This window comes from Pseudomonas sp. P110(2024) (genome assembly GCF_057480795.1).
Genome location: NZ_JBLIYT010000021.1, coordinates 1 through 24167 on the forward strand (window position 1 = coordinate 1; position 24167 = coordinate 24167).

General features: G+C 68.5%; 10 protein-coding genes. 2 read left to right on the forward strand and 8 right to left on the reverse strand.

Annotated features, from left to right (window positions below; translation table 11 throughout):
* Positions 1–202: 202 nt before the first annotated feature.
* The 7 genes from AC25ND_RS25105 to AC25ND_RS25135 all read right to left on the reverse strand — a co-directional run bounded on the left by AC25ND_RS25105 (position 203) and on the right by AC25ND_RS25135 (position 8802).
* Positions 203–922, reverse strand: a complete 720-nt coding sequence (locus tag AC25ND_RS25105) for a thioesterase II family protein (protein WP_028688760.1) — start codon at positions 920–922, stop codon at positions 203–205.
* A gap of 4 nt (positions 923–926) precedes the next feature.
* Positions 927–1148: an MbtH family protein gene (locus tag AC25ND_RS25110; RefSeq protein ID WP_003256222.1), complete on the reverse strand. Its 222-nt coding sequence runs from the start codon at positions 1146–1148 to the stop codon at positions 927–929.
* Positions 1149–1293: 145 nt separating this feature from the next.
* The gene (locus AC25ND_RS25115) at positions 1294–2688 is read right to left on the reverse strand and encodes an efflux transporter outer membrane subunit (RefSeq protein ID WP_247283206.1); all 1395 of its coding nucleotides are present in this window, start codon (positions 2686–2688) and stop codon (positions 1294–1296) included.
* On the reverse strand, positions 2685–5768 hold the full coding sequence (locus tag AC25ND_RS25120) for a MexW/MexI family multidrug efflux RND transporter permease subunit (RefSeq protein WP_028688759.1): 3084 nt from the start codon (positions 5766–5768) through the stop codon (positions 2685–2687). The genes AC25ND_RS25115 and AC25ND_RS25120 overlap by 4 nt, the downstream gene beginning before the upstream one ends.
* 18 nt (positions 5769–5786) lie before the next feature.
* Positions 5787–6881 carry an efflux RND transporter periplasmic adaptor subunit gene (locus AC25ND_RS25125; RefSeq protein WP_062363475.1) on the reverse strand — a complete coding sequence of 365 codons (1095 nt, stop codon included), beginning with the start codon at positions 6879–6881 and terminating at the stop codon, positions 5787–5789.
* A 14-nt stretch (positions 6882–6895) separates the two neighbouring features.
* Positions 6896–7381: a DUF2165 family protein gene (locus AC25ND_RS25130; RefSeq protein ID WP_062363470.1), complete on the reverse strand. Its 486-nt coding sequence runs from the start codon at positions 7379–7381 to the stop codon at positions 6896–6898.
* 206 nt (positions 7382–7587) lie between these two features.
* Positions 7588–8802: a sugar transporter gene (locus AC25ND_RS25135; RefSeq protein WP_062363466.1), complete on the reverse strand. Its 1215-nt coding sequence runs from the start codon at positions 8800–8802 to the stop codon at positions 7588–7590.
* A 210-nt stretch (positions 8803–9012) separates the two neighbouring features.
* Here AC25ND_RS25135 and AC25ND_RS25140 point away from each other — a divergent pair, with 210 nt between their 5' ends.
* Together AC25ND_RS25140 and AC25ND_RS25145 are read left to right on the forward strand one after the other, a co-directional pair.
* Positions 9013–10329: a hypothetical protein gene (locus AC25ND_RS25140; protein ID WP_084943219.1), complete on the forward strand. Its 1317-nt coding sequence runs from the start codon at positions 9013–9015 to the stop codon at positions 10327–10329.
* Positions 10330–10577: 248 nt separating this feature from the next.
* On the forward strand, positions 10578–11588 hold the full coding sequence (locus tag AC25ND_RS25145; protein ID WP_036985693.1) for a TerC family protein: 1011 nt from the start codon (positions 10578–10580) through the stop codon (positions 11586–11588).
* A 62-nt stretch (positions 11589–11650) separates the two neighbouring features.
* On the opposite strand, the gene AC25ND_RS25150 is transcribed toward AC25ND_RS25145, so the two are convergent.
* Positions 11651–24142: a filamentous haemagglutinin family protein gene (locus tag AC25ND_RS25150; RefSeq protein ID WP_486976638.1), complete on the reverse strand. Its 12492-nt coding sequence runs from the start codon at positions 24140–24142 to the stop codon at positions 11651–11653.
* Positions 24143–24167 lie beyond the last annotated feature (25 nt).

Below are 24167 nucleotides of genomic sequence, written 5' to 3' on the forward strand. Positions count from 1 at the left end.
AAAGCACCCTGCGAAAGCGTACGCCTCGCAGGGTGCCGGGGTGACCATCTCATTAAGTAACCCGCCGTAAGGGCGGAAAGGTGATTAAGCGTCGACATCACAAATGAATGCGCATACAACTTCCAAAACCAACAACAACAACAACAACAACAACAACAACAGATCAAATATCAGCTATAGCCAAACACCCCAACCCCACCAATCAAGCACAAAGCCTCAAAGGCTCCAACGTCCGGCAAAGCACATCAAGCACCCGCTCTTCCTGCTCATGAATAAAGAAATGCCCACCCGGAAACTTCGTCAGCGAGTACCCCCCGCCAGTCTCCCGCCCCCAAGCCTGCAACTGTTCATCACTGGCCCGATCCTCTTCACCACCCAGCACATGCAACGGACATTGCAACAACTGACGCGGCTCATACACATACCGCCCACAAAGCAAAAAGTCCGCCTGCACGATCGGCAAGGTCAGGCTCATCAGCTCCTGGTTGGCCAGCACTTCTTCAGGTGTCCCCCCCAGCTTGCGCAGTTCGCCGATCAGTTCGGCCTCCCCCCGAGGCTCGGTCCATTTGCCACCGGCATAGTCCTCCCGCCGGGTCGGCGCCGCCGTCCCACTGGCGAACAACGCCACCGGCGCCGGACACCCCAGCGCCCGCAGCTCGTGGGCCAGCTCGAAGGCGACCAGCGCCCCCAGGCTGTGCCCGAGCAGCGCGTAGGGCGCCTGGGTGGCGCCCCGCTGCTCATGGGCCAGCTGCCGGGCCAGCCCCCGCAGGTCGGTGTGCAGCGGATCGCCCATGCGCGCGCCACGCCCGGGCAACTCCACCGGACGCACCTGCAGCCAGGCCGGCAGCTTGCGCCGCCAGCGGCTGTAGACCATGGCGCTGGCACCGGAGTACGGCAGGCACAGCAGGTTCAAGCTCGACACCGCCTTACTGCGCCGCGGCTTCGGCCATCTTCTGGCGCAGGCTCAGTGGACGCATGTCGGTCCAGACCTCATCGATGTAGGCCAGGCAGTCCTTCTTCAGGCCGCTCTTGCCCACCGCGCGCCAGCCGTTGGGGATCGCCTTGTAGTCGGGCCAGATGGAATACTGCTCTTCGTGGTTGACCACTACCTGGAACTGGATATCGTCGCGGTCGAAAACGGAAGTCATTGCCTGTCTCCTTGAATGATGAGTGCCGAACGCGCCGGGCGCAGGGCGGCTTCCATGAAAACGAAGACCGCACCGGAAAAATTAGGCCCATCCTGGAACTCTTGCTCGCCGCCCATGGCGCCCACAGGGTAACAACCAATGAGGGCTACTGTGCCGCACTCCCCCACCCCAACGCCTTGTACAGCGCAATCGCATCCAGGTACGACGCCGTTTCCGCCTCGGCCACCTCGCGCTTGATCGAGAACAGCGCACGCTGGTTCTCCAACACCGCCAGGTAGGTCCCCGCTCCACGCCGATAGCGCTTGTTGGCAATGTCGATGGCCTCGCTGCCGTGGCCGGCGGAAGCCACCAGGCTTTGCAGCCGCGCCTGGTTGCGCACCAGTTGCGTCACCGCGTTCTCCACCTCTTCGCGGGCCAGCAGCACAGCCTGCTGGTAGCGTGCCTGACTGCCCTCGGCCAGCGCCTCGCGCACCCGCAGGCGGGCACGGGCGTTGCCCAGGCGCAGCGCCGGCCAAGTCACCACCGGCGCCAGCTCGTAGGCGCGGGCGGCACTGCCCAGGTCGCCGCCGCGCAGGGCGAAGAAACCGATGAAGCCGCCCAGGTCCAGACGCGGGTACAGCTCGGCGGTGGCCGCGCCGACATCCTCGGTGCTGGCCGCCAGCTCACGCTCGGCGCTGACCACATCAGGGCGCTGGCCGATCAGCGCGTCGACATCGCCCAACGGCAACTGGCGCGCCAACGGCGGCAGGAACGGCGCGACGCCCTGTTCCTGGCTGCCTGGCACCTGCCCGGTCAGCACGTCGAGGCGGTAGCTGGCCTGCTGGATTGCCGCCTGCAACGGCGGCACCGCCGCCTCGCTGAGCAGCAAGTTGGCATGGGCGTTCTGCTGGTCCTCGTACTGGCCGCTGCCGGCGCGCACCTGGGCGCTGGTCAGTTGCAGGGTCTCGCGCCAGGCCTCGACCTGATCCTCGGCCACGGCCAGGCTGCGTTTGAGCCCAAGCTGGAGGTAGTAGTTGCGGGCGACTTCCGCGGCGATACTCAGGCGCGCCTGGCGCAGGTCCGCCTCCGCCGCGTCGGCGCGGGCCTCGGCGGCGTCGGTCAGGCGTTGCAGGCGACCGAACAGGTCGATCTCCCACTGCACGTCGAAGCCGGCGCGGTACTGCTCGGTGCGCATGCGCCGCGGGTCGCTGCCATCAGCCGGTTGCTGCTGCTCCAGGCTCTGGTTGTAGCCGGCGCGGGCGGTGACCCAGGGATAGCGGTCGAGGCTGCGGTCGTCGAACAGCGCCCGCGCCGCCAGCAGGTTGGCATGGGCCTGGCGGATATCGTGGTTGTTGGCCAGGGCCTGGTCGACCAGGCGCACCAGCTGCGGGTCGTCGAAGAACCGCCACCACTGCGCCGGCAACTCGCCACGGGCGGCGAAGGCGGCGCGCTGCGGGCTGTGCACGCCACTGGTCGGTACCTCGGCCTTCTGGTAATCGGGGCCGACGCTGCACGCAGACAAGGCCAGGGCCATCAGGGAGACGACGAATACAGGCTTCATGGCTGGCCCTCCAGGGTTTCGGCCAACGACCGCGCCCGCGCCGAACGCGCGGTGCTGGCATGGTCACGGGCCAGCAGGCTGTAGATGGTCGGCAGTACGAACAGGGTGAACAAGGTCCCCACCAGCATCCCGGTGACGATCACCACGCCCAGCCCGAAACGGCTGGCAGCGCCAGCGCCCGAGGCGAACAGCAGCGGTATCAGCCCCACCACCATGGCTGCCGTGGTCATCAGGATCGGCCGCAGGCGGATCTGCGCCGCCTTGCCGATCGCCGTGCGCCGGTCCAGGTGCTGCTCGGCCTGCAGGGTGTTGGCAAACTCCACCATGAGAATGCCGTGCTTGCTGATCAGCCCGATCAGCGTCACCAGGCCGATCTGCGTATAGATGTTCACCGTGGCCACCCCCAGCGCCAGGGGCAGCAGCGCGCCGCTGATCGACAGTGGCACGGTGATCAGGATGATCAGCGGATCGACCAGGCTCTCGTACTGCGCAGCCAGCACCAGATAGATCACCACCACGGCGGCGAGGAACGCCAGCATCAGGGCGTTGCCCTCCTGCTGGTACTGGCGGGCGTCGGACTGCCAGTCAATGCTGAAACCAACGGGCAATTCAGCCGCGACCTGTTCGAGGAACGCCACCGTGTCGCCCAATGTGACCCCGGCCGCCGGGATGCCCTGGAAAGTCGCGGCGTTCTGCTGGTTGAACTGGGTCAGGCGGTTGGGCTCGACCTGCTCGCTGACCTGCACCACGGTCGACAACGGCACCAGCCGGCCCTCCTCGCTGCGCACGTACTGCCGGGTCAGGGCCTGCGGGGTCAGGCGCTGGTCGCGCGGGCTCTGGGCGATGACGTCGTAGGAGCGGCCGTCGAGGCCGAAGCGATTGAGGTAGTTCTCCCCCACCAGCACCGCCAGCGACTCGCCGATGTCCTGCATGCGGATGCCCATGCTGTTGGCCTTGGCGCGGTCGACCCGCACCTGCACCACCGGGTTGTTGTAGTCCAGGTCGCTGTCGACCACGGCGAACAGGCCGCTCTGTCGGGCCTTGGCCTTGACCTGCTCCATGGTGTCGAACAGCACTCGGTAATCCTGGGAGCTGCGCAGCACCATCTGCACCGGCAGGCCGCCCGTCGAACCCGGCAGCGCCGGCAGCTGGAAGGCAAAGATGCTGGTGCCTTCGACATCGTTCACCGCCGCCTGCAGGTCGAGCTGGATCTGCGAGGCGTTGCGCGCACGCTCGTCCCACGGTTGCAGGTTGATGCCGCCGATGCCCGAGGCGATGCCATCGCTGCCGTTGATGATCCAGGTGCTGACGGTCTCCGGCAGGGTGCGGTAGACCGCGTCGAGCTTGTCGGCGAATCGTTCGACATAGGCCAGGTTGGCATGCTGCGGCGCCTTGATCGCGGTAAGCAGCCCGGCCTGGTCCTCGGTCGGCGCCAGCTCGCGCTGCGGCAGGCTGTACAGCAGCGGCAGGCTGACCAGCACCAGCAAGGCGAAGCCGACACTGATCCAGCGATGTTTCAGCGAGAACCCCAATACATGGGCGTAGCGCTCGGCCAGCCAGTCGAAGAAACGGTTGGCGGCATGGGCCATGCGCCCTTCGGACTGACGCGCATCAAGCAGGAACGAGCTCATCACCGGCGACAGGGTCAGCGCCACCACGCCGGAAACCACGACCGCGCCAGCCAGGGTCAGGGCGAACTCGCGGAACAGCGCGCCGGTCAGCCCGCCCATCATGCCGATCGGCGCGTACACCGCGGCCAGGGTGATGGTCATCGCGATCACCGGCCCGGCCACCTCGCGGGCGCCGATCAATGCCGCCGCCACCGGTGTGCGCCCCTCCTCGATATGGCGGTGGACGTTCTCCACCACGACGATGGCATCGTCCACCACCAGCCCCACCGCCAGCACCATGGCCAGCAAGGTGAGCAGGTTGATGCTGAAACCGAACGCCAGCATCAGCGCCGCCGCCCCAAGCATCGACAGCGGGATGGTCACCACCGGGATCAGTACCGTGCGCAACGAACCCAGGCACAGGTAGATCACCACCACCACGATGGCCAGGGCTTCGAGCAGGGTCTTGGTGACCTCGTCGATGGAGGCCTGGATGAACCGCGCCGTCTCGAAGGCCAGCTCGGCCTTGACGTCCGGCGGCAGGGTCTGGCGAATCTGCGGCAGCAGCTGGCGGATGCCCTCGACGATCACCAGCGGGTTGCCGCCCGGGGTGGCGAACAGGCCCAGGTGCACCGCCGGCACGCCGTCCATGCTGGCGCTGGTTTCGGCCGAGGCGGCGCCGAGCTCGACGGTGCCGATGTCGCGGATGCGCACCAGGCCGTTGCCGTCGTTGCGGATCACCAGCTCGCGGAAGTCGCCGACCGAGGTCAGGTCGGTGTCGACGCGAATATTGGCGATCACGTACTGCCCCTTCACCTTGCCGGGTGCCGCCTGGTAGTTGTTGCGCCGCACCGCCTCGGCCACATCGGCGGCGGTCAGGCCCCGGGCGGCCAGGCGCGCCGGGTCGATCCACAGGCGCATCGACAAGGTCTGGCCACCGAACACCTGTACCTTGGCCACGCCTTCGATGGTACTGAGCAGCGGCTCGACCACCCGCGTGAGGTAGTCGGTCATGGCCGGAATCGGCAGGCTCGGGCTGGCAAAGCCGATATAGGCCACCGCCGTCGACTCCCCGGCCGAGCGCTCGATGACCGGGTCGTAGGCGCGCTCCGGCAGGCGGAAGCGCACCTGGTTGACCTTGGCCATCACCTCGGTCAGCGCCTGGGTCGAGTCGCGGTTGAGCTCCATGCGCACGGTCACCAGGCTGCGGCCCTGCACCGAGGAGGACGACAGGTAGTCGATGCCTTCCACCGACGACACCGCCTGGGCGATCGGCTGGGTGACGAAGCCCTGCATCAGCTCGGCCGGGGCGCCGGGGTATTCGGTGGTCACGGTGATGGTCGAGCTTTCCAGCAATGGGTACTGGCGGATCGGCAACTGCAGCAGCGACAGCAGCCCCAGCAGCAGGATCAGGGTGCTGACCACCAGCGCCAGCACAGGCCGGCGCACGAACAGGTCGGTGAATGTCATGGCGTGTTCTCGCTGGGGTCAGGCGCCGCTGGCCGGGGCCTGCAGGGTGTCTTCGGTGGCTTGCACGGCGGTGCCGTCGCTCAGGCGCAACTGCCCCGACACCACCACTTGGTCGTCCTCGTTCAAGCCCTGTTCGATCACCACCCGACCGGCCTGGCGCTCGCCGGTGCGCACCGCCACCCGCTGCACCACCAATGCACCGGCGGCGTCATCGTGGCGGGCGACGAACACCGTGTCGCCATAGGCGGTATAGGCCACCGCGGTTTCCGGCACGGTCAGCACTTGGCCGTCATCGGGGCTGGCCACCTGCACGCTGGCGTACATGCCGGCCGCCAGGCGCGCATCGGACTTGGCCAGGGTGGCCTGGACCTGCACGGTGCGCGACCGGCCGATCAACGGGTCGATGGCCGTGATATGGGCGGTGAACGGCGTGTCGGGGAAGGCATCCAGACGCACCTCGACCGGCTGGCCGGGGCGCAGTTGGGCACTCAGCTGCTCTTCGAGGGAGAAGTTGACGTACAGGCTGCGGGTGTCGATCAGGCTGACCACCGGATCACCGACATTGAGGTACTGGCCCTGGTTCACCCGGCGGATGCCCAGGCGCCCGTCGAACGGCGCGCGCACCGCCTTCTGGGCGATCACCGCCTCGGTGCGGGCCAGTTCGCCCTGGGCCATGTCGCGGGCCGCCAGGGCGTTGTCCAGCTGTTCCTGGGTGGCGGCGTTCTCGCGCAGCAGGTCCTTGACCCGCCGGTGGTTGGTCCGCGCATTGTCCAGCTGGGCCTTCAGGCGCAGGCGCTCGGCCTGCTCGGGGGCATCGTTGAGGGTGACCAGCACATCGCCCTTGCGCACCTGCTGGCCGGACGTGAAGTTGATCGCCGTCACCCGTCCGCCGATTTCGGCCGACACCAGCACCTGGTGCACCGCCTCCAGCTCGCCGACGCCGGCGAAGGCACGTTTCTGTGGTGCTTTCTGCACCGTGGCCAGGGCCACCTTGACCAGGTGCCGCGCCGGTGTCGCCGTGGCCTGGGCCTGGCCGGCATGGCGCCAGGCCAGACCGCCGGCAGTCACAAGCGCCAGTACCAGGACGCTGCCGAGTATCGCCTTGCTCTTCATCGCGCGTCCTCGCCTCAGGCCCAATTCAGGTTGAACAGGAAGAACGCCAGGATCGCCCACAGCACCAGCACCAGATGGGTGAGCTGTAGGCCTTCCTGGCGAATCCAGTAGCCGAACCACAGGCCACCGAGCAGCATGGCAAAGGTGAAGGCGAGGAAGGCAGCGAGCGCCAGGTTCAGCCAGGCGCGGGCCATGAGCGGGTCCTGGGCAACGATCAGCCCGTAGCAACCGATCCAGGCCGCCACGCTGGCGACCACCTGCAGCAGCAGGATCACCAGCAGCGCGGTGCGGGCCAGGCCGGTCGACTGGCAGGCCCGGCGCAGCAGGGGGAAGTCGATGGCCGGTGGCTGGCGCAGCGGCGCCATGGCCAGGGTGGCGCCGATGGCGCCAACGGAGCTGGCGAAAGCCTGCAGGTTGTTCAACACCGCGATGCTCAGCCACAAGGCCAGGCCCACGGCCTGGATGGCCTGGAACAGCCACAGGGAGGTGTGCAAATCCATATCAACGTCCGTATTGATGGCCTGGCCAGGGGGAACAGGCAATTACACAAGAAAACGCTTGGATATTAGTGGCAGCCTTGCCGATACACAAGCGCCCCTATTACAGGGGCGCATATTGTCTGAGGGATTGATGCGGATCAGTCGATGGGCATTCGCGTGCCGGGGCTGCGCTTCGATGCTCGGGCAGCCCCTACAGAGGTCGCGGTTCAGACCTGGCCGGGAACGCGCGTCAAGGCCTCACGAAAGCGCTGGGTGCTGGACAATGCCAGCACCAGGCCAACCACCGCCACGCCGCCACCGACCAGGCCGATATGCGCCACGCCCAGCTGGCTGCTGACGATGCTGCCCAGCAGCGCGCCGCCGCCGATGCCGATGTTGTAGATTCCCGAGAACAGCGCCATGGCCACGTCGGTGGCATCCGAGGCGAGCTTCAGCGTCTTGGACTGCAGGGCCAGGCTGAAGCTCAGGATCGCCACGCCCCAGACCATGCTCAGCCCGGCGAACACCGGGAAATTGCCCGACAGCGGCAGCAGCAGCAACAGGCACGCCGCCAGGGCGCCGATGGCGCCCACCAGGAAGCCATGGGGGAACCGCTCGCTGTAGCGGCTGAACAGCACCGAACCGAACACCCCGGCGCCGCCGAACAGCAACAGCAGCAGCGTGGTGCGCTCGCCGCCGATCTGCGCCACGTGCAAGGCAAACGGCTCGATATAGCTATAGGCGGTGAACTGCGCGGTGATCACCAGCGTCACCAGCAGGTAGGTGATCACCAACGCCGGGCGCTTGAACAGGATCGGCAGGCTGCGCAGCGAGCCGGAGTTCTGGCTCGGCAGCAGCGGCAGCGACTTCATCAGGCACAGCATGGTCGCCAGCGCCACCCCGGCAATGCACAGGAAGGTGATGCGCCAGCCCAGCGCCTCGCCCACCACCCGCCCCAGCGGGATGCCCATGACCATCGCCAGGGTGGTACCGGTGGCCAAAAGGCCCAGCGCCTTGGCCTGCTGGCCGGGCGGCGCCACGCGCACCGCCAGCGACGCGGTGATGGCCCAGAACACGGCGTGGGCCAGGGCAATGCCGATGCGGCTGACCAGCAGCATGGCGAAGCTCTGCGACAACCACGACAACAGGTGGCTGGCGATGAACACCAGGAACACGATCAGCAGCAGGCGCCGCCGCTCGATGTTGCGGGTCATCAGCATCATCGGCAGCGACGCCAGCGCCACCACCCAGGCATAGATGGTCAGCATCAGGCCGACCTGCGCGGTGGTCATCTCGAAACTGCGACCGATGTCGCTGAGCAGCGCCACCGGGACGAACTCGGTGGTGTTGAAGATGAACGCCGCCAGCGCCAGGGCGATGACGCTCAGCCAGCTGCCGTTGCCGGCTGCAGGGGGCATGGAGGTGGGTACGGGTCCATTCATGTGAAGAGGTCTTTCTCCGCGGGCAAGGCAACAGGACGCGCATCGCCTGCCCAGGTGCCAGGCCGGTGATGCACGTTTTTGATTATTGGAAGGATGCCCAGCATGGTACGCATCAAGCCCGGACCTCACAACCACGGACGCCGACGGAGTACCATGCACCCTTTTGTGGCAGCGCCACTCACCCTGCGGAACAAGGAGTTCGATCCGCCCATGGACAAGCAGCACCCCCAGCAGCAATGGCGCGAGGCGGTCATCGCCTACGCCGAGGCCATCAACCGCTATGTCGCGCAGGGCCGTGCGCAAGGCTGGGACGATCTGGAGGAGCCGCAGGCAGCGGCGACCGAACACCTGCTCGACGCCTGGCTGGCGGCGCTGCGGGCCATCAACCGACCCGGCGTCGAGCCGGCGCAGCGCCAGCTGTTCCGCGAGGCCTGGCCGCCAGCGCACCTGCCGCTGGTGCCCCTGTTCGAGGAACAGGCCCAGGGCATCGGCAACCTGCTGCTGCTCGACGACGGCAGCCTGCTGGCGCGCATCGGCATGCCGTTCGACCGGGGCCAGGTGCTGCGTATCGACGACCAGGGCATCACCCCGGTGATTGGCGTCGAGCACTTCGGCCGCTGCCCGCAGCGGCGCTACTACGCCCTGGCCAATGCCGAAGGGGTGCGCGTGACCGATGGCTGGGGCGGCCCGCAGGTGGCCAGGCTGGCCTGGCCCCATGGCCTGGAAGGCTTGCCCGCCGGCTACCCGTTCGACCCCTTCGACCTGCCGCCGACGCCCACCGCGCTGCTACCCTTCCCTGACGGCCAGCGGGTCCTGCTGGTCAGCAGCGACGGCATCTTCGTCCTCGCCGCCAACGGTGCCACGCGCCTGCTGCCACGCCAGGAGACGATTCTCGAGGACCTGCGCCAAGGCACCGATCCGGACGACATAGCCCTGGGCCTGGCCATGGAGCACGCCGCGTTGTCACCGGATGGCCGGCTGATCGCCCTGGGTGAGCAGTGCGGCCGGCACCTGGTGCTCGACGAACACTTCAGGCCCATCGCCGAAGTCGGCCCGGCCAGCGAGTACCCGCACTTCGCCCTGTTCAACCGGCGCGGCGACCAGCTGATCCTCAACGCCTGCCATTTCTACCAGGGCGGCACCGTCGGCGTGCGGGTGGCCGACCTGCCGGGGCTGGACACCGGCTTCTACAGCGAGGACCCGCGCACGCCGCTGTTGCAGGACGGCGCGCGGATCTACGCAGGCGTCACCCGCGAAGGCGAGTACATCGTCGGCGACGCCCATGGCTATCTGCGCGCCTTTGGCGAGGACGGCAGCGAGCACTGGCAGCACTACCTCGGCTCGACCATCAGCGCTATGGACATCAGCGCCGACGGCCGCACCCTGGCGGTGGCCAGCCATGCCGGCTTCATTTCACTGATCGCCCTGGACAGCGGCCGACCGCAATGGCAGATCGGCACCGGGGCGCATGGCGAGGTACGACGCTGGGTGTGCTGGAAGGGGTTCGAGCAGCCGCTGGCCTGGTAGGCCGGCGGCGCCCCGGGGATGTGCCCCTCACGGATACGCTGCAAGACCCGTCAGCCCCATAGCGCGCAGTCGGTCCGCCGCGCCGCTGGCCATTGGATCCAGGCAAAGAAATGTAACAGCCTGCCATTCGGCAAGCCCGAGGATCGCGACTAGGCTCAAAATCATGTGATGCCGGGCCCCTCTGACGGTTTGCGCCGCCATGTCGGAATCACTGTTGCCATGCAACGTCGACAATCAAGGAGGGGCTCATGACGGCTCTGCAGCAATTCCTCTTCACGCCTTTTCTCGGCACCAGCGCCTGGTTGTGGCTGGTCTTCATCACCATCGTCATCGCCTTGCTGGTCCTCGACCTGGGTGTGCTGCACCGCCAGGACCGCGAGATCGAGATGCGCGAAAGCCTGCTGCTGTACTCGGGCTACTTCAGCGTCGGCGTGCTGTTCGGCGTGTGGGTCTGGTATGAGCTGGGCGCGCAACCGGCGCTGGAGTTCTACACGGGTTTTCTGGTCGAGCAATCGCTGTCGATGGACAACGTGTTCGTCATGGCGATGATCTTCAGCTTCTTCGCCATCCCCCGCCGCTACCAGCACCGCGTGCTGTTCTGGGGCATCCTCGGGGTGGTGGTGCTGCGGGCGATCATGATCGGCGTGGGCGCCGCGCTGGTGCAGCACTTTGCCTGGGTGCTGTACCTGTTCGGCGCCTTCCTGCTGTTCACCGGGGTGAAGATGGCGCTGTCGAAGGACGACGCCCACCCGGACCTGGCCAACAACCCGGTACTGCGCTTCGTGCGCCGGCACATGCGCGTCACCGACGAGTTGCATGGCCGGCACTTCTTCGTTCAGCTCACACCGCCCGGAGCAACGCGGGCTATCCGCTATGCCACGCCGCTGTTCCTGGCCCTGGTATTGATCGAACTGGCCGACCTGGTGTTCGCCGTCGACAGCGTACCGGCGATCTTCGCCATCACCCAGGATCCGTTCATCGTCTACACCTCGAACATTTTCGCTATCCTCGGCCTGCGCTCGCTGTACTTCGCCCTGGCGGCGCTGATGCACCGCTTCGTCTACCTCAAGTACGCGCTGGCGCTGGTGCTGATCTTTATCGGCTGCAAGATCTTCTGGCACGGGCTGGTGGGCAAGGTGCCGGCCGGGGTGTCGCTGGGGGTGACGTTCGGCCTGCTGCTCGGCGGCGTGCTGCTGTCGCTGCTGCGCACCCGCGACAAAAAGGCGGATCCGACAGCGGTCGATGAAGCCCGACGATAACGAGCCGGGCAGCAGCGAAGGCCAGGACTCCTGGCCCATCGCCGCTGCCCGGCAGCCCCGGCTCATAGCAACAGGTTGCCCCGCTCCTCCTCGGTCAACTGTGCCTTCGCCCGTTCATCCAGCGCCCCGGCCCCGAGCACCTGCACCGGGCTCTGGCGATTGTACTGGGGGTTGAGGCTCGCCCCGTCCTGCCCCGGCACCAACCGCTCGCCACCGAAGCCCAGCACCTGCACGGTGATCACCGACGGCTGGCGCTGCCTGGACGCGGCCTGCTGCTGGCGCCCCGCCTCTTCGGCGGCCTGGCTGGCCGACGATGCCGCGGCGCTGGCCGAGGCGATCGCCCCGGTATTCACCGAGGCCACCGCAGGCATGCCCTTGGCGTCGCCCTGGACCTGGATGTTGGCGGCGTTGACCACCTGCAGCGCGGCGATGTTGACATTGCCCGATACGCGGATCCCGGCCTCGCCAGCGTCGATGGTGCCCTGCGGCGCGATCAGGTCGATATCCCCCGGCGGCACCTCGGCGATCGGGTTGAGCGTGGCGATGCCGGCGCCGGTGCTCGGCACGCTTGGCGCCAAGCCGACGTTGCCCCACAGGTCGTAGGTGCGTTTGGGCGGGGTATACACCACGGTGGTCTTCGAACCGCGACCGGCGTTGATGTCGCCCTGGGCCGACCAACCGAGGATCGAGCCGCCGAAGGTGGTCATGATCCGGCTCTGGCCGAGCAGGATGCTGCCGTGCGAGTACAGCTGGATATCGCCGCTGCCCTGGGTGATCACCCCGGCGGTGGACGGTGGCGCCTCGCCCTCGATGCCGAACACCTGCTGGCCACCGGGTGTCAGCACCTGGATGCCGCCGCCGAAGTCGGTATGGATGCCCGCCCCGCCATAGAACGTGGCGCTGCCGCCATAGCTGATCGGATTGCCGGCCACATCCCGCTCAGGGAACAGCGTGGCGATCGCCTGACGGCCGCGTACATAGCTGCCGGTACGCGGGCCGTTGACGTCGTTGTACTCGCGTCCGCCTTCGCGCAGTTCGCTGAAGTAGACCTGCCGGGCGAAGATGCGCTGCTGCTCGGCGGGCAAGGCGGCGAAATAGTCACGGCTTGCGGCGCTATCGCCGGTGAAGTCGAAGCGTTCACGCAGCCAGGCCTGCAGTTCCTGGTCGTAGACCTTGAACGGCTGGTCCGGCTGGCCCTGCTTCGTGCTCAGGTAACGCTTGAGCAGGCGGGTATAGTCCGGCCCGGTCTTGCCAGCGCCGACGATGATGGCGATGGCCGCGCCGTCGTTCCCGCCACCGCTGCCATCGACCCGGCCAATGCTGTTGATCGCCGCCTCCTGGTAAGCCGAGCCCACGCCCTGGCCGGACTGGAACAGGTTGCCCCCGGCCACCACTTCCAACTGGCCGGGCCCGGCAACATTGAAGGTGCTCAGGCGAATGTCGCGGCCGGCGCTGATCAACGAGACATCCAACGCGTCGCCATGAATGATCAGGTTGCCCGAGGAATGGATGTTGCCCTGATCCCCTGCCACCATGCCCGTCGCCCCGAAGCGCTCGGTCCCCAGCGCCTTGCCGGCATTGACGATATCGCGCCCGGCCATCACCCGCACCTGCCCTGCGCCCTGGTACAGCTTGAGCCCGGTCTGCTGGTATTCAATGATTTCGCCGGTGTTCAAGCCGAGGATGTCGCCCGCCAGGGCATAGAAACGCGCAGGCGCCTGCGGCCGCTGCCCGGCCCTGTAGGTGTTGAGCCCATAGGTGAACAACGGCGCCGTATCTAGGCTGGCGGCAACGTCCCCGCTCAGGTTGCCGGCCCGGTACACGAACGCGAAGTCCTGGCCCAGCATGGCAGGTCGCTGCGGCGTGGCGATGGCTGAGGTGTCGGTGCCGGCCTGGCTGATCACATAGCCACCGGCATAGATCGACTCGCCCGCGATCAGTTGCAGGGCGCTGCGCGCAGACGGCGCGGTCATCAGCGAGTACGCCGACGTCGCGACGCCCCGCTCGCTGGCCGAACTGCCGTAGTACAAGCTGCCGTTGGCCGCCAACACGCGCAGGGCCGTCGGGTAGAACAGCCGCCCACCGTAGAGCGGCAGGTTGCGCCCGGGTCGGGTGTCGTCGAGGTTGACCGGCGTGACATTGCCGCCCAGGGCCAGCAAGTCAACGGCGGTGGTCTCGCGCCACAGCGAGAACCAGCTGCTGCCCTGCCCGGCATAGCGCATACCGTTGTCGCCGTGGAAGCCGGTCATGTTGAACTGCGGCACCCGACCTGGGTCGCCCACGCCTTGCACGACCAGGTCGCCGCGGCTGTCCAGGCGCACGGCGGCATCGCCCGGCATCAGCGTCAGGCCACCCAGCGCCGCCGCCTTGGTCGAGGTGAAAGGGTCGTAGGCACGCGACTCGCTGCTGTCGTTGAAGGCGAAGCTGCTGCCATAGACCTGCCTGACCACGCCGATACTGCCCGCCTGCACATTCAGGGCGCCGCGCAGGTTGACCAGCGTGCCGCCCAGGTCGGGGGTGACGCGCGACATTTCCAGGGCACTGGAATCTGGGTTGATGGCGCCGGCCACACGCAGGTTCAGGTCGCCGCCTCCGGTCTGCACCAGGCGGCCGTCCTCGGTCATCCGGCCACTGCCGCCTACCACCAGGTTCAGGCCCTGGCTGCGCTCGGCCTCGACGCCCGCGGTGTTGCTGCTCTGCAGCAGGCCCGCCGAACCGTCCACGCCGACATCCAGGTTGCCGCCGCCCAGGGTGCCGATGCCGGTGAAGCCCACCAGCCAGGGCTCGGCCACCGTGGCCTGGGGCTGCTGGGCGAAGGTGCCGAAGTTGACCCACCAGGCCGCCGGGATATCGGCGCTGGGCTGTCCCTGGCGCCACAACCAGTTGCCCACCGCGGCCGACGCCACTTGCGGCCTGGCGAGGGCACTGCCGGTCCTGGTCGCCACCAGGTTGCCCGTCAGGTCGCCGCCGGCGGCGATGCGCAGGTTGCCGCCCTGCTCCGGATACCAGGCGCGGTACAGGCTGTCGGTCAACGCTTCATAGGCCGTGCCGGCGCCGCCCAGCACGCTGCCGTCGGCCAGCCGGCCACGGGCGACCTGGTGCGGATCACTGCCGTCGCGCCATAGCGACGGCGCCTGGGTGCCGGCGGTGTAGACGCCGAACAGCGAGTCCATGCGCCAGTCGCCGGCGCTGAGCAGGTCCAGATCGCCGGTGCCTGTACGCAGCACGCTGAACATCAGGGTCTGCGGCGTGACCTCGATACGCTCGGGCTCGCTCGGCGCATCAACCTCCACGCACCAGCCGGGGATCGAGCACAGGTCCATGTCGGCTTCCGCCACCGGGGTGCCGGGCTCCATGCCATAGGTGTTGTCCGGCCCCCAGACCCAGATCTTCTTGCCGCCCACTGTCTGGTCCACGCACCAGCCGGCGATGTCGCACAGCACCAAGTCCTCGGGCGCCACCGGGGTACCCGGCTCCATGCCATAGGTGTTGTCGGGGCCCCAGACCTTGATGGTCTTCACTGCCGGCTCGCACCAGCCGGCGATCTCGCACAGCGCCAGGTCCTCGGGCGCCACCGGAGTACCTGGCTCCATACCGTAGGTGTTGTCCGGCCCCCAGACCATGCCGGTGCCGGTATCCCCGCCGCCGCTGCGTTTCTGCTGCGCCATGTAGTGCAGGTCGGCCAGGCGCAACACGCCGGCCTCGGTGTCGGGGCGGGTGATGCGGCTGTCGGCGGCATCCAGGTCGGCGCCGGCCACCAGGCGCATCGACCAGGACTGCGAACCTTGCGCCAGCATCTGCGCCAGCGCCCAGTTGCGCCCCTGCTGGCCATTGACCGCGGGCCGCAACTCGATCAGGTCGACGCCCTCGGCCAGCTTGACGTCGGTGCCGGCCGGCAGCCGCGAGCCCACGGCCAGGCCCAGCACGCCGCGCAGGGTCAGACCGCTGCTGGGCAGGGCAACGCCCTTGCTCCAGGTGCCGCCCTGCACCGCCACGCTGACCGGCAGGCGGCTGCCCGCATCCAGACGCGTGCCAACGGCCAGGGTGACCGGCTCACGCAACAAGGTGCCGGCGGCATACAACAGGTTGCCGCCGGCATCGCGCACCGGGGCCTCGAGCACCGTGCCCGCAGGCAGGGTCAAGGGCGCCGACAGGCTCAAGGCACTGGGCAGGCGCTGGTTGGCCGGCAAGGTGGTGGCGGCGAACGGCAGGTCGAAGTTGAGCAGGCTGCCTTCGGGGAACCGCGTGCCCTCGGCCAGTTCGACGCCGCTGCGCGGGATCACCAGGTCGCTGTCGAAGGGCTGCTTGCCGGGCACCAGCAACCAGCCCTTGCCGTCCGTGCGTGTGTCGTCGGTGGCCAGGTCCACCGGCATGAAGCCGTCGCTGATGCTGCCGTACACCTCCAGGTTGCCCCCGGCGCGCAGCACCAGGTTGCCCACCTCGCCTGAACCGTAGACCGAGGTCTGCGCGGTCAGCGGATTGAGGCTGGCGTAGCGATGGCCGGACAGGTCCAGGTCGCCCTGCACCACCAGGTCGGTGCGGGCATCGGCCGTGGCGATCTCCACGCCCGGCCGCAGGTGCAGGGCCTGGGCGTAGCGGGTGTTGTTGAGCCCGGCCAGGCGCACCTCGAGCAGATCGCGGTTACCCAGCAGGTGGTTGATGAACTGCACGCTCAGGTCGTGCTTGCGGTTCAGGTAATCCTGGTCGATTACCTGGACCGGCCGACCACTGACCGAAGTGCCGCCCGGCGCCGCGTCGGTATAGCGCTGGTTGCCGACCACCGCGATGGAACGGGCACCGAGAATGTCCACAGGGCCGCGCACGTCGATGGCGATATCACCCGCGGTATCGCTGCCCTGGCGCGGGGCGATCAGCTCCAGGGTGCCGCGTGGGCGGCCATCGCCCTGCCCGGCGGCGGTGCCGTGGCGCAGGTCGATGCGCGCGCCGCTGGCCAGGGTCAGCTGGCCCTGGCCACTGTTGAGTTCGACCACGGCGCGGTTCGGCGCGTCGATGATCGCGCCGTAGCTGTCGACCCGCAGCCCACTGCCGTGGGCATCGAGCAGCGCCCCAGCGCCGAGGGCAAGGCCACGTCCGGCGGCCAGGCGGATGCTGCCGACTTGCTCGCCGCTGGCATCGACATGGCCCTCGATCCTGAGCTGGCCATTGTCCAGCGACACGTTGATCTGCCGTGCCTTAAGCTCATCGCCGATCACCAGGTCGCCCTGCTTGATCTGGAAGCTGCGCGCGCCGAACACTTCGTCGCGGTTCAGGCGCTGGTTGAGGCCGGCGAAATCGTCTAGGTGCCGGGCACGGATATCGACCGCGCCACCCGCGTAGGGGACCCGCGTGGCGGCGGCATCATACTGGCCGCTGGCAGCCCCAAGAATCCGGCCGAGCAGCTCGATGCCCCCGCCCTGCTCACCCAGGGCGATGGCGCTCAGGCGACCGGCGCGGTTGTTGCGGGCACTGAGGTCGATCAACGCGCCGGCGGCCTGGTGAATGTTGCCGAACTGACTGCCGAGCACCAGCTCGCCACCCCAGCTGTACTGGGTCACATCATTGAAGGTCAGGGTGCGCCCGGCCAGGTCCACCCGCGCGGCGTCGCCCAGGCGCAGGTCGTCCACGGCCTGCAGGGTCAGGCGGCCACTGGGCAGGCTGAAGGTGCCGTCGACCAGCAGTTGCCGCGCCTTGAGGCTCAACTCGGCCCCCAGTGCCTCGCGGCCGCTGGCCAGTGTGCCCGCAGCGCCTTGCACACGCAGGGTGCCGCCGGCCTCGATGCGGTTGAGCGAACCCGCGGTGCCGGTCCACAACGGCGTGTCCACCAGCAGGTCGCCACCGCTATAGGCGAAGCCGCCGTCGGCCTGGTAGTCGCCACGGCGGTGATGAACCAGCAGGCTGCCCTTGTGGTTGGCCGTCACCTGGTGGCTGGCGTGCAGTTCCACACGGCTGAAGCCCAAGGTCTGGCGCGCCATGTCGGCGCTGCCGTCGGGCTGGCTGTTGGCGCCATAGCCGAATTCCAGGTCCTTGACGCGGATGGCCAGCACGCCATCGCCACTGCCGGCCCCACCCGCGATCGGCGCACCCGCGACGTTACGGGCACCGCTCCAGATCAAGCGTTCGGTGCGGATGGTCGCCTGGTCGCCGGCCAAGCCACTGCCATGGATGGCCGGCACGCCGAGGACCAAGGCCTGCAGACGGTTCTTGCCGGTGACCGGGTCGTAGGTGTCGAGCGCGGTGGTACCGAAGAAATTCAGCGAGTCGGACGCCGCCAGCGTCAGGGTCTGCAGAGCAGGCACGCCATCGGCCGGGCTGCCCTGCAGCAGGCGGTCGAGCACCTGCTGGTTGAGGGTCAGGCCCTGACCCAGGACACCATTGGCCAGGGCCTGGGCCAGCGCCTCGGCGCTGCCGACGTTGATCCGACCGACCGACAGGCCCAGGTGACGGGTGCCGAAGGCCACGCCATCATCGAGGCTGAAGGTCTTGTCGGTGGCGGCGAACAACGAGCCTTCCGAGTACAGCCGGGTGCTGCCCTGGCAATCGCCGGCGCTGCAGCCGCCAATGAGAATGGAACCCGGCGCCCCGCTGGTGGTGAGTGGCGAAGACAGCACCTCCAGCCGACCATTGGACACCGCCAGCAAGGCGCGGCCATTGCTGTTGATGAAGTAGCCGTCATCGGCACCGAAGGGCACCGCGCCACGGCCAAGGGTGACGAGACCGGCCCCCTGCTCGACGACGATACCGCCGTGCGGATCGTTGCTGGTCAGGAACACTTCGCCGGCCCGCAGCTCGGCCCCCGAACGCACCCAGATATCGCGGGTGCCTTCGAGGAAGGTCATCTGGTTGCCGCCCTGGCCGTAGAGCACATTGGCCCGCCCGCCCAGGGTCAGCCGGGGTGCCTGCAAGGCATTGAGCTCGCGTGCCGACAGCACCGCGATGTTGTCGCCGATGGCCTGGCCGCTGCCGCCATCGGCGACGATCTCCAGGCCCCGGGCGCCGAACACCGCCGCGCTGCCGGCATGACCGCCCTGGGCGGCGGCGAAGTTCACCCGCCCGGCGACACGCAAGGTACTGGCGGCGTCATTGTTGGTCTGCACCCGCAGGTTCAGCCACTTGCCATCGGCCTCGATCGCCGCGCGCGGCACGCCCTTGGCCACGGCATCGGCGCGCACGAAGTCGGCGTAGGCCATTTCGTTGTACTGCGAATAGCGTCGCAGCACGTCAGCTGCGGTCAGGATTACCTGGCTCGGCAGCGCCTGGCGGATACCGGTGTTGGCCACCGACAGGCTGCCCGTGGTGGTCCATGAACCGTTGCGCATCGCCTGGCTGCCAGAGCGTCCCACGGCCGTGGCCAGGCCATTGAGCTCGACCCTGAACGCGCCCGGCAGCAGGGCGTAGCTGGCCGGCAGCAAGGTGTAGGTGCCTGCCGCCAGGCCTGGAATGCTGCCATCCAGGGTAATCTGCTGGCCGATCCCCGGCGCTGCCACGCCGGCTTCGCCGGTGACCGGTGCGTAGGGGCCGGTGAAGCTTGGCACGATGGCATAGACCGGGTTGCTGTCCAGGGTGGGCAGGACCAGGCGCCCCTCGCCATCGAACTGCATCAGCGGGTGGTAGCGGGCATCGGTGGAGCCGCCACGTCCGGAGACGAATCCGGCCCCGGTCAACGTGCCGCCCCCGGACAGGTCGATCAAGGCGTCCTGGCGGACATCGATCGATTTGCCGTTGAGCGACACCCCATAAAGGCTGTCGCCTGCCGCCCCCACCAGCTTCACCGCCTCGCCACCGAACAGGTAGCTCAAGCCGTCCACCGTTGCGCCATAGGGCATGACCAGCCCGGCCGCGCTGACCGAGGTGATGCTGCCCGGCAGCAGGGTCACGGACTGGGTGCCCCCCGTTTCCTGCCCCAGCGACAACCCGCCCAGCGGCGCCCGCAGCACGCCGCCCTGCTCCACCTTGCCGGCGATCAGCGCCAGTCGGCCGAATACCGAGAACGGTTGCTCGGGCGTGCCCTGGCCGGCCCTGCCAATGCGCAGGGTGGCGTTGGCGCCCGTCTCGATCTGGCCGAAGGCACCGGTGGTCGGGTAGATCTGCGCGGCGAGCAGCTCCAGGTCGGCATTGCCGCGCAGCAAGGTGCGGTCGGTGCCCTCGCCGACCTTGCCCAGCACGCGCAGGTCGCCCTGGCTGCGCAGGCTGCCCAGGGCAAAGCCACGCCGATCGAAATCCAACGTGCCGCCCGTAGCCAAGGCCAGGCTGCCATGGGCGCCCAGGGTCAGCGCATCGCGCAGGTCCAGCAGCTGCGCGTCGACCTGCAACAGCGCCGCGCTGTCCTGGGTCGACAGGCCGCCCTTGAGGGTCGGTCGGGTCGCCTGCTCAGCGCTGCGGTGGTTGCTGCCCGCGAGCCGCACATAGGGCGCCTGCAGGTGAACACGGGCGTCGCCTGCGCTCCTCTGGGCCAGCACCAGCGAACCGGTGTACAGCTGCAGGCTGCGGGCCATCTGCAGATCAATGCCGCCATCGAACGCCACCACGCCGTCGCTGAGCAGCGACAGGCTGTCGAAGCCCCCAGCAGCGATCCTGGCGACGTCGAGGCGCCCCTGGCCATAGCGCAACGGTCCGCTCTCAAGGCCAGCAGCGCCCTGGGCAAGGGTCAGCTCGCGGGGTGCCTTGACCCCGTCGACCAAGCTGGCATTGAGGTACAGACCGGTGTCCAACGCCACCTCCAGGCTGCCGCCCGCAGCGCCACGACCACCGGAAGCGGCACTGAAGCTGCCGTTCAGGCGCAACCCATGGCTCGACGCCAGGCTGATGCGCCCGCCGTTGCTGGCCACGGCCACCGGCCCCTGGCCACGGACATCCAGCGTGGCCTGGGCGCCATCGGCGCGCAGGCGGGCGCCTTCGGCCATGTCCAGGAACAGGTAGGCGCCGTTGCTGGTGCCCAGGTTGTGGTCGATCTGCCCGCCGATGACGATGCTGCCGCCGTCATCGACCCGGCCATAGCGGCGCCCCTGCAGGTCAACGGCCGTGACCGCCCGACCGGACACATCGATCAGGGCCTGGTCGCCGAGGCGGATGGAGCGCTGGTGCGCGCCTTCGGATACACCGGAATCCATGGCCGGCAGCCACGGCTGCAGCAGGCTGACACTGCCGCCCCAGGCATTGAGGGTGCCGTCCAGGGTCAATTGCGCGGTGCTGCCCAGGCTGATGGACTGCAACGGGTCGACACTGATCGTCGCGCCGCGCCCGACCTCGAGCAACGCTGCTTCGCGCAAGGTCTGGGCGAAACGGGTATCGCCCGCCGCCAGGGCCAGGCTGGCGCCGGCACGCGACTCCAGGGTGCCGGCCACGGCGTTCTGCACGAGCGGCGGCGCCAGCCAGACCTGCGCCTGACCACTGACCGGCTGGCTGGCGTCAAGCCGCTCCACAGGCCGGGTGACCTCGATACGGCTGCCGGCGGCCACGCTCAGGCTGTGATTGCCGGTGATGGCGTAGTGGGTGAAGCCGCGGCTGAAGAAATCCTCGGCCAGATGCACGCTGGCCTTGCCATCGGCGGCGGCGCCAATACTCACCCGGTCGGCGGCCACGGTCAGGGTGCCCGCACCACTGCTGCCGTAACCGCGCAGCTCACCATCGAGGCGCATCCGGCCGGTCCCGGCGCTGTTCAGCACGCTGCTCTGCAAGGTCAGGTTGCCGCCACTGCCGCCGAGCAGGCGGTTGGCTTCGCGGCGCACCACCCCACCGGATACGTCCAGCACGCTGCCGCTGTCCAACAGCACATCACCGCTGCTACGCAGGCTCAGACTGCCGCCGTTGCGCCAGGCCCGCTCGCCGGGACTCACACCTTCACTGCGCAAGCCGCTGACATCCAAGCGTACGCCGGCGGCCACGCCGACCTGCGCGCGCAGCCCTGTCGGGGTAACAAGCGGCAGGTCCTGCAGGCTGGCGAGGACCCGCTGCCTGAGCACATCGCCCAGGACCATCTGCCCGCCTCTGGCGGTCAAGTCGGCATTGACCTGCACCTGCGGGGCATAGAGCGTCAGGCTGCCACCGTCGGCCAGACGCAGGGCATCATCGACCTGGATACGCTGCTGAGCGGCGACCGTAAGGCCGCCCAGGGCCGAGCCGTTGAGCCAGTCGCTGTCGAGCAGCAGTTGCCCGCGACGCTTGTCGTCCAGCGGTGCCTGCAGGCCGATATCGGCGCTCTGCCCGTCCGCCCCTTGCCGCACCAGCACCTGCTGCATGACCGGGGTCAGGCTCATGCCCAGCGCCTTGGCATCGGAGAGATAGCCGGGCACCTGCTGGCCGATCACCAGCTGCGCGCCCTGGGCTCGGGCGCTGTGGACCTGGCTATAGCCGTCGCCTCCGCGCACCGGCGCCTGGACCTGGCGCTCGTCCTGCCAGGTCTGGCCGACCAGTTGGCCATCGAGCACCGCGCTGTGGGTCGCCACCACCAGGCTGCCGGCATCGCGCCCCACGGTGTAGCCCTGCTCGAAGCGCTGCCCAGGGGCGATCAGCGGATTGTAGAAGGTGCGGGTCTGGTCCCAGCGTGCGCTGTGCGCCTGGTAGCCTTTGTACAGGCCGGTGTAGAGCAGGTCGCCCGGGGCCCGCGACAGTTCGTACAGGCGTCCGTCCTCACTACGCAACCAGCTCTGGCGGACGTAGCCGTCCTGCACCGCCAGGGTGCCACCGGACAGGTTGATCTCGGCGCCGGCACGGGTCACCAGGTCCTTGCCGGTGAAGGTCACCGTGCCGCCCTGGGCCATCCACTCGCCGACACTGTGGTTGCGGGTGCCGAGGTAGCCGCCGACCTCAAGCAGGCCACCGGCGGTGTACCAACGATCGCTGGCGTAGCCGTTGACGCCCTTCTCGACATGCACCAGTTCCCGTACATCCACCCACACATCGCTGTTGATCAGGCCGCCCTTGTCACGGTTGCCGGCCGCGTCGCGCTGCTCGTTACCTTGCACGTTGATCTTGATCACGTTGCTTTCCATCGCCACCTTGACCCCGAGGGCCCCGGCCACATCGATGCGCGCGCCCTCGTCCACCAGGCTGCGCAGCCCGGCGCTGACCGCCACCTGGCCGCCGGTGGCCAGGGTCAGGGCGCCTTCCTGGAAATGCACGGTGCCGCCACTGACCACCTCCACCCGCGACTGCTCGGGGCGGTCGATGACCTTGCTCAAGTTGTCGAAGCGGCCCGTGGCATTGTTGCCGCTGACACCATCCACCACCTGCCGCGAGGCCTCCCGCTGGCTGTCGAGGGCCTGGCTGTCGTCGAGCAGCACGGCGGTGACGCTGCCCTTGCCGAAGCTGACCGTGCCGTTGGCGTCACTGGCCGAATTGAGCAGGTGGATGCTGCCCCGCCGGTCCACCGCGGTGCTGGCCAGGGCCACGCCGTCCTGGCGCACGGCATGGCCGGTCAAGGTGATGTCGCCGCCCGCGGCCTGGATCAAGCCAGCGTTGGCCACGCTGCCGGCACTGCTGCCGGCCTTCAGGCTGCTGGCGACCTCGTTGCCACGGGTGGTGGAGAAGGCGTTGGCCTGGGTGCCCTTGCCCCGGCGGATATAGAAGGCGTCACCGGCGGCCAGGGTGGCCTGGCCCTGGGGCGTGATGATCTGGCCTTCGTTGCTCACCTCGCTGCCCAGCAACAGCACGTAGCCGCCCCCTTCGGTGGAGCTGGCCGGCGCGCGGGTTTGCAGCTGCGCGCCGCGCTCGACCTGGAGCTTGCCGGCGGCCTCGGTGAAGGTGGCCTGGCTGGCGTTGTTGTCGACATAAAGCCCACGCTCGCGGAACTGCTCGTCGCTGACCTGCGCTGCCGCCGCCACCAGGTTGCGCACGTTGACCTGGCTGCTGCCGTTGAACACCACGCCATTGCGGTTGACCAGCATCACCGTGCCCTGGGCCTCGATCTGGCCCTGGATCTGGCTCGGCCGGGCATTGGGGTCGTTGACCCGGTTGAGCACCGCCCACTGCGCCTGCTGATCGAACTTGACCGTGGTGTCGCGGCCGACGTTGAAGGTCTCCCAGTTGAGGATCGCCTTGTCGGCGGTCTGCTCGATCAGCACCTGCGTCCTGCCGCCCACCTGGCTCTGCTGCGGCGCCTTGGCATTCTGCCAGCCCTTGGTCAACGGGTTCTCGTCGACCTTCAGGCCGCCCTCGCCCAGGCCGTTGGGCACGGTCTGCGGCTGCACCTGCGCGAGGGTACGCCCGGCGGCCTGGGCGGCCTGCTGCGCGGCGATGGCGGCCACGGTGTTGTTGAGATTGCCCACCGACCGCTGGAACTGCTGGTTCAGGCGCTGCTGCTGTGCCAGCGGCGGTGGCGCGCCGGGCAGTTGCACGGTGCCACCGCCGCCGACGCCGCCCCCGCTGGCGGGCGCAGCGCCCTTGGCCGCAAACCAGGCCGAGCTGAACGGCTGCGCGGCGTGGGCCGTGCCCGCCAGCATCAGCAGCGCGATGGCCTGGGCCAGGGGCTTGAGCAGCATGGGCTCATGGCCGACAGGCTGGCCACGGCGCTGGACGACGGTGGCTGGAGAGTCTGGCTGGTGCTGGCCGCGCGACATCGCAGGGTTCCTTGTGCTGGGTCAT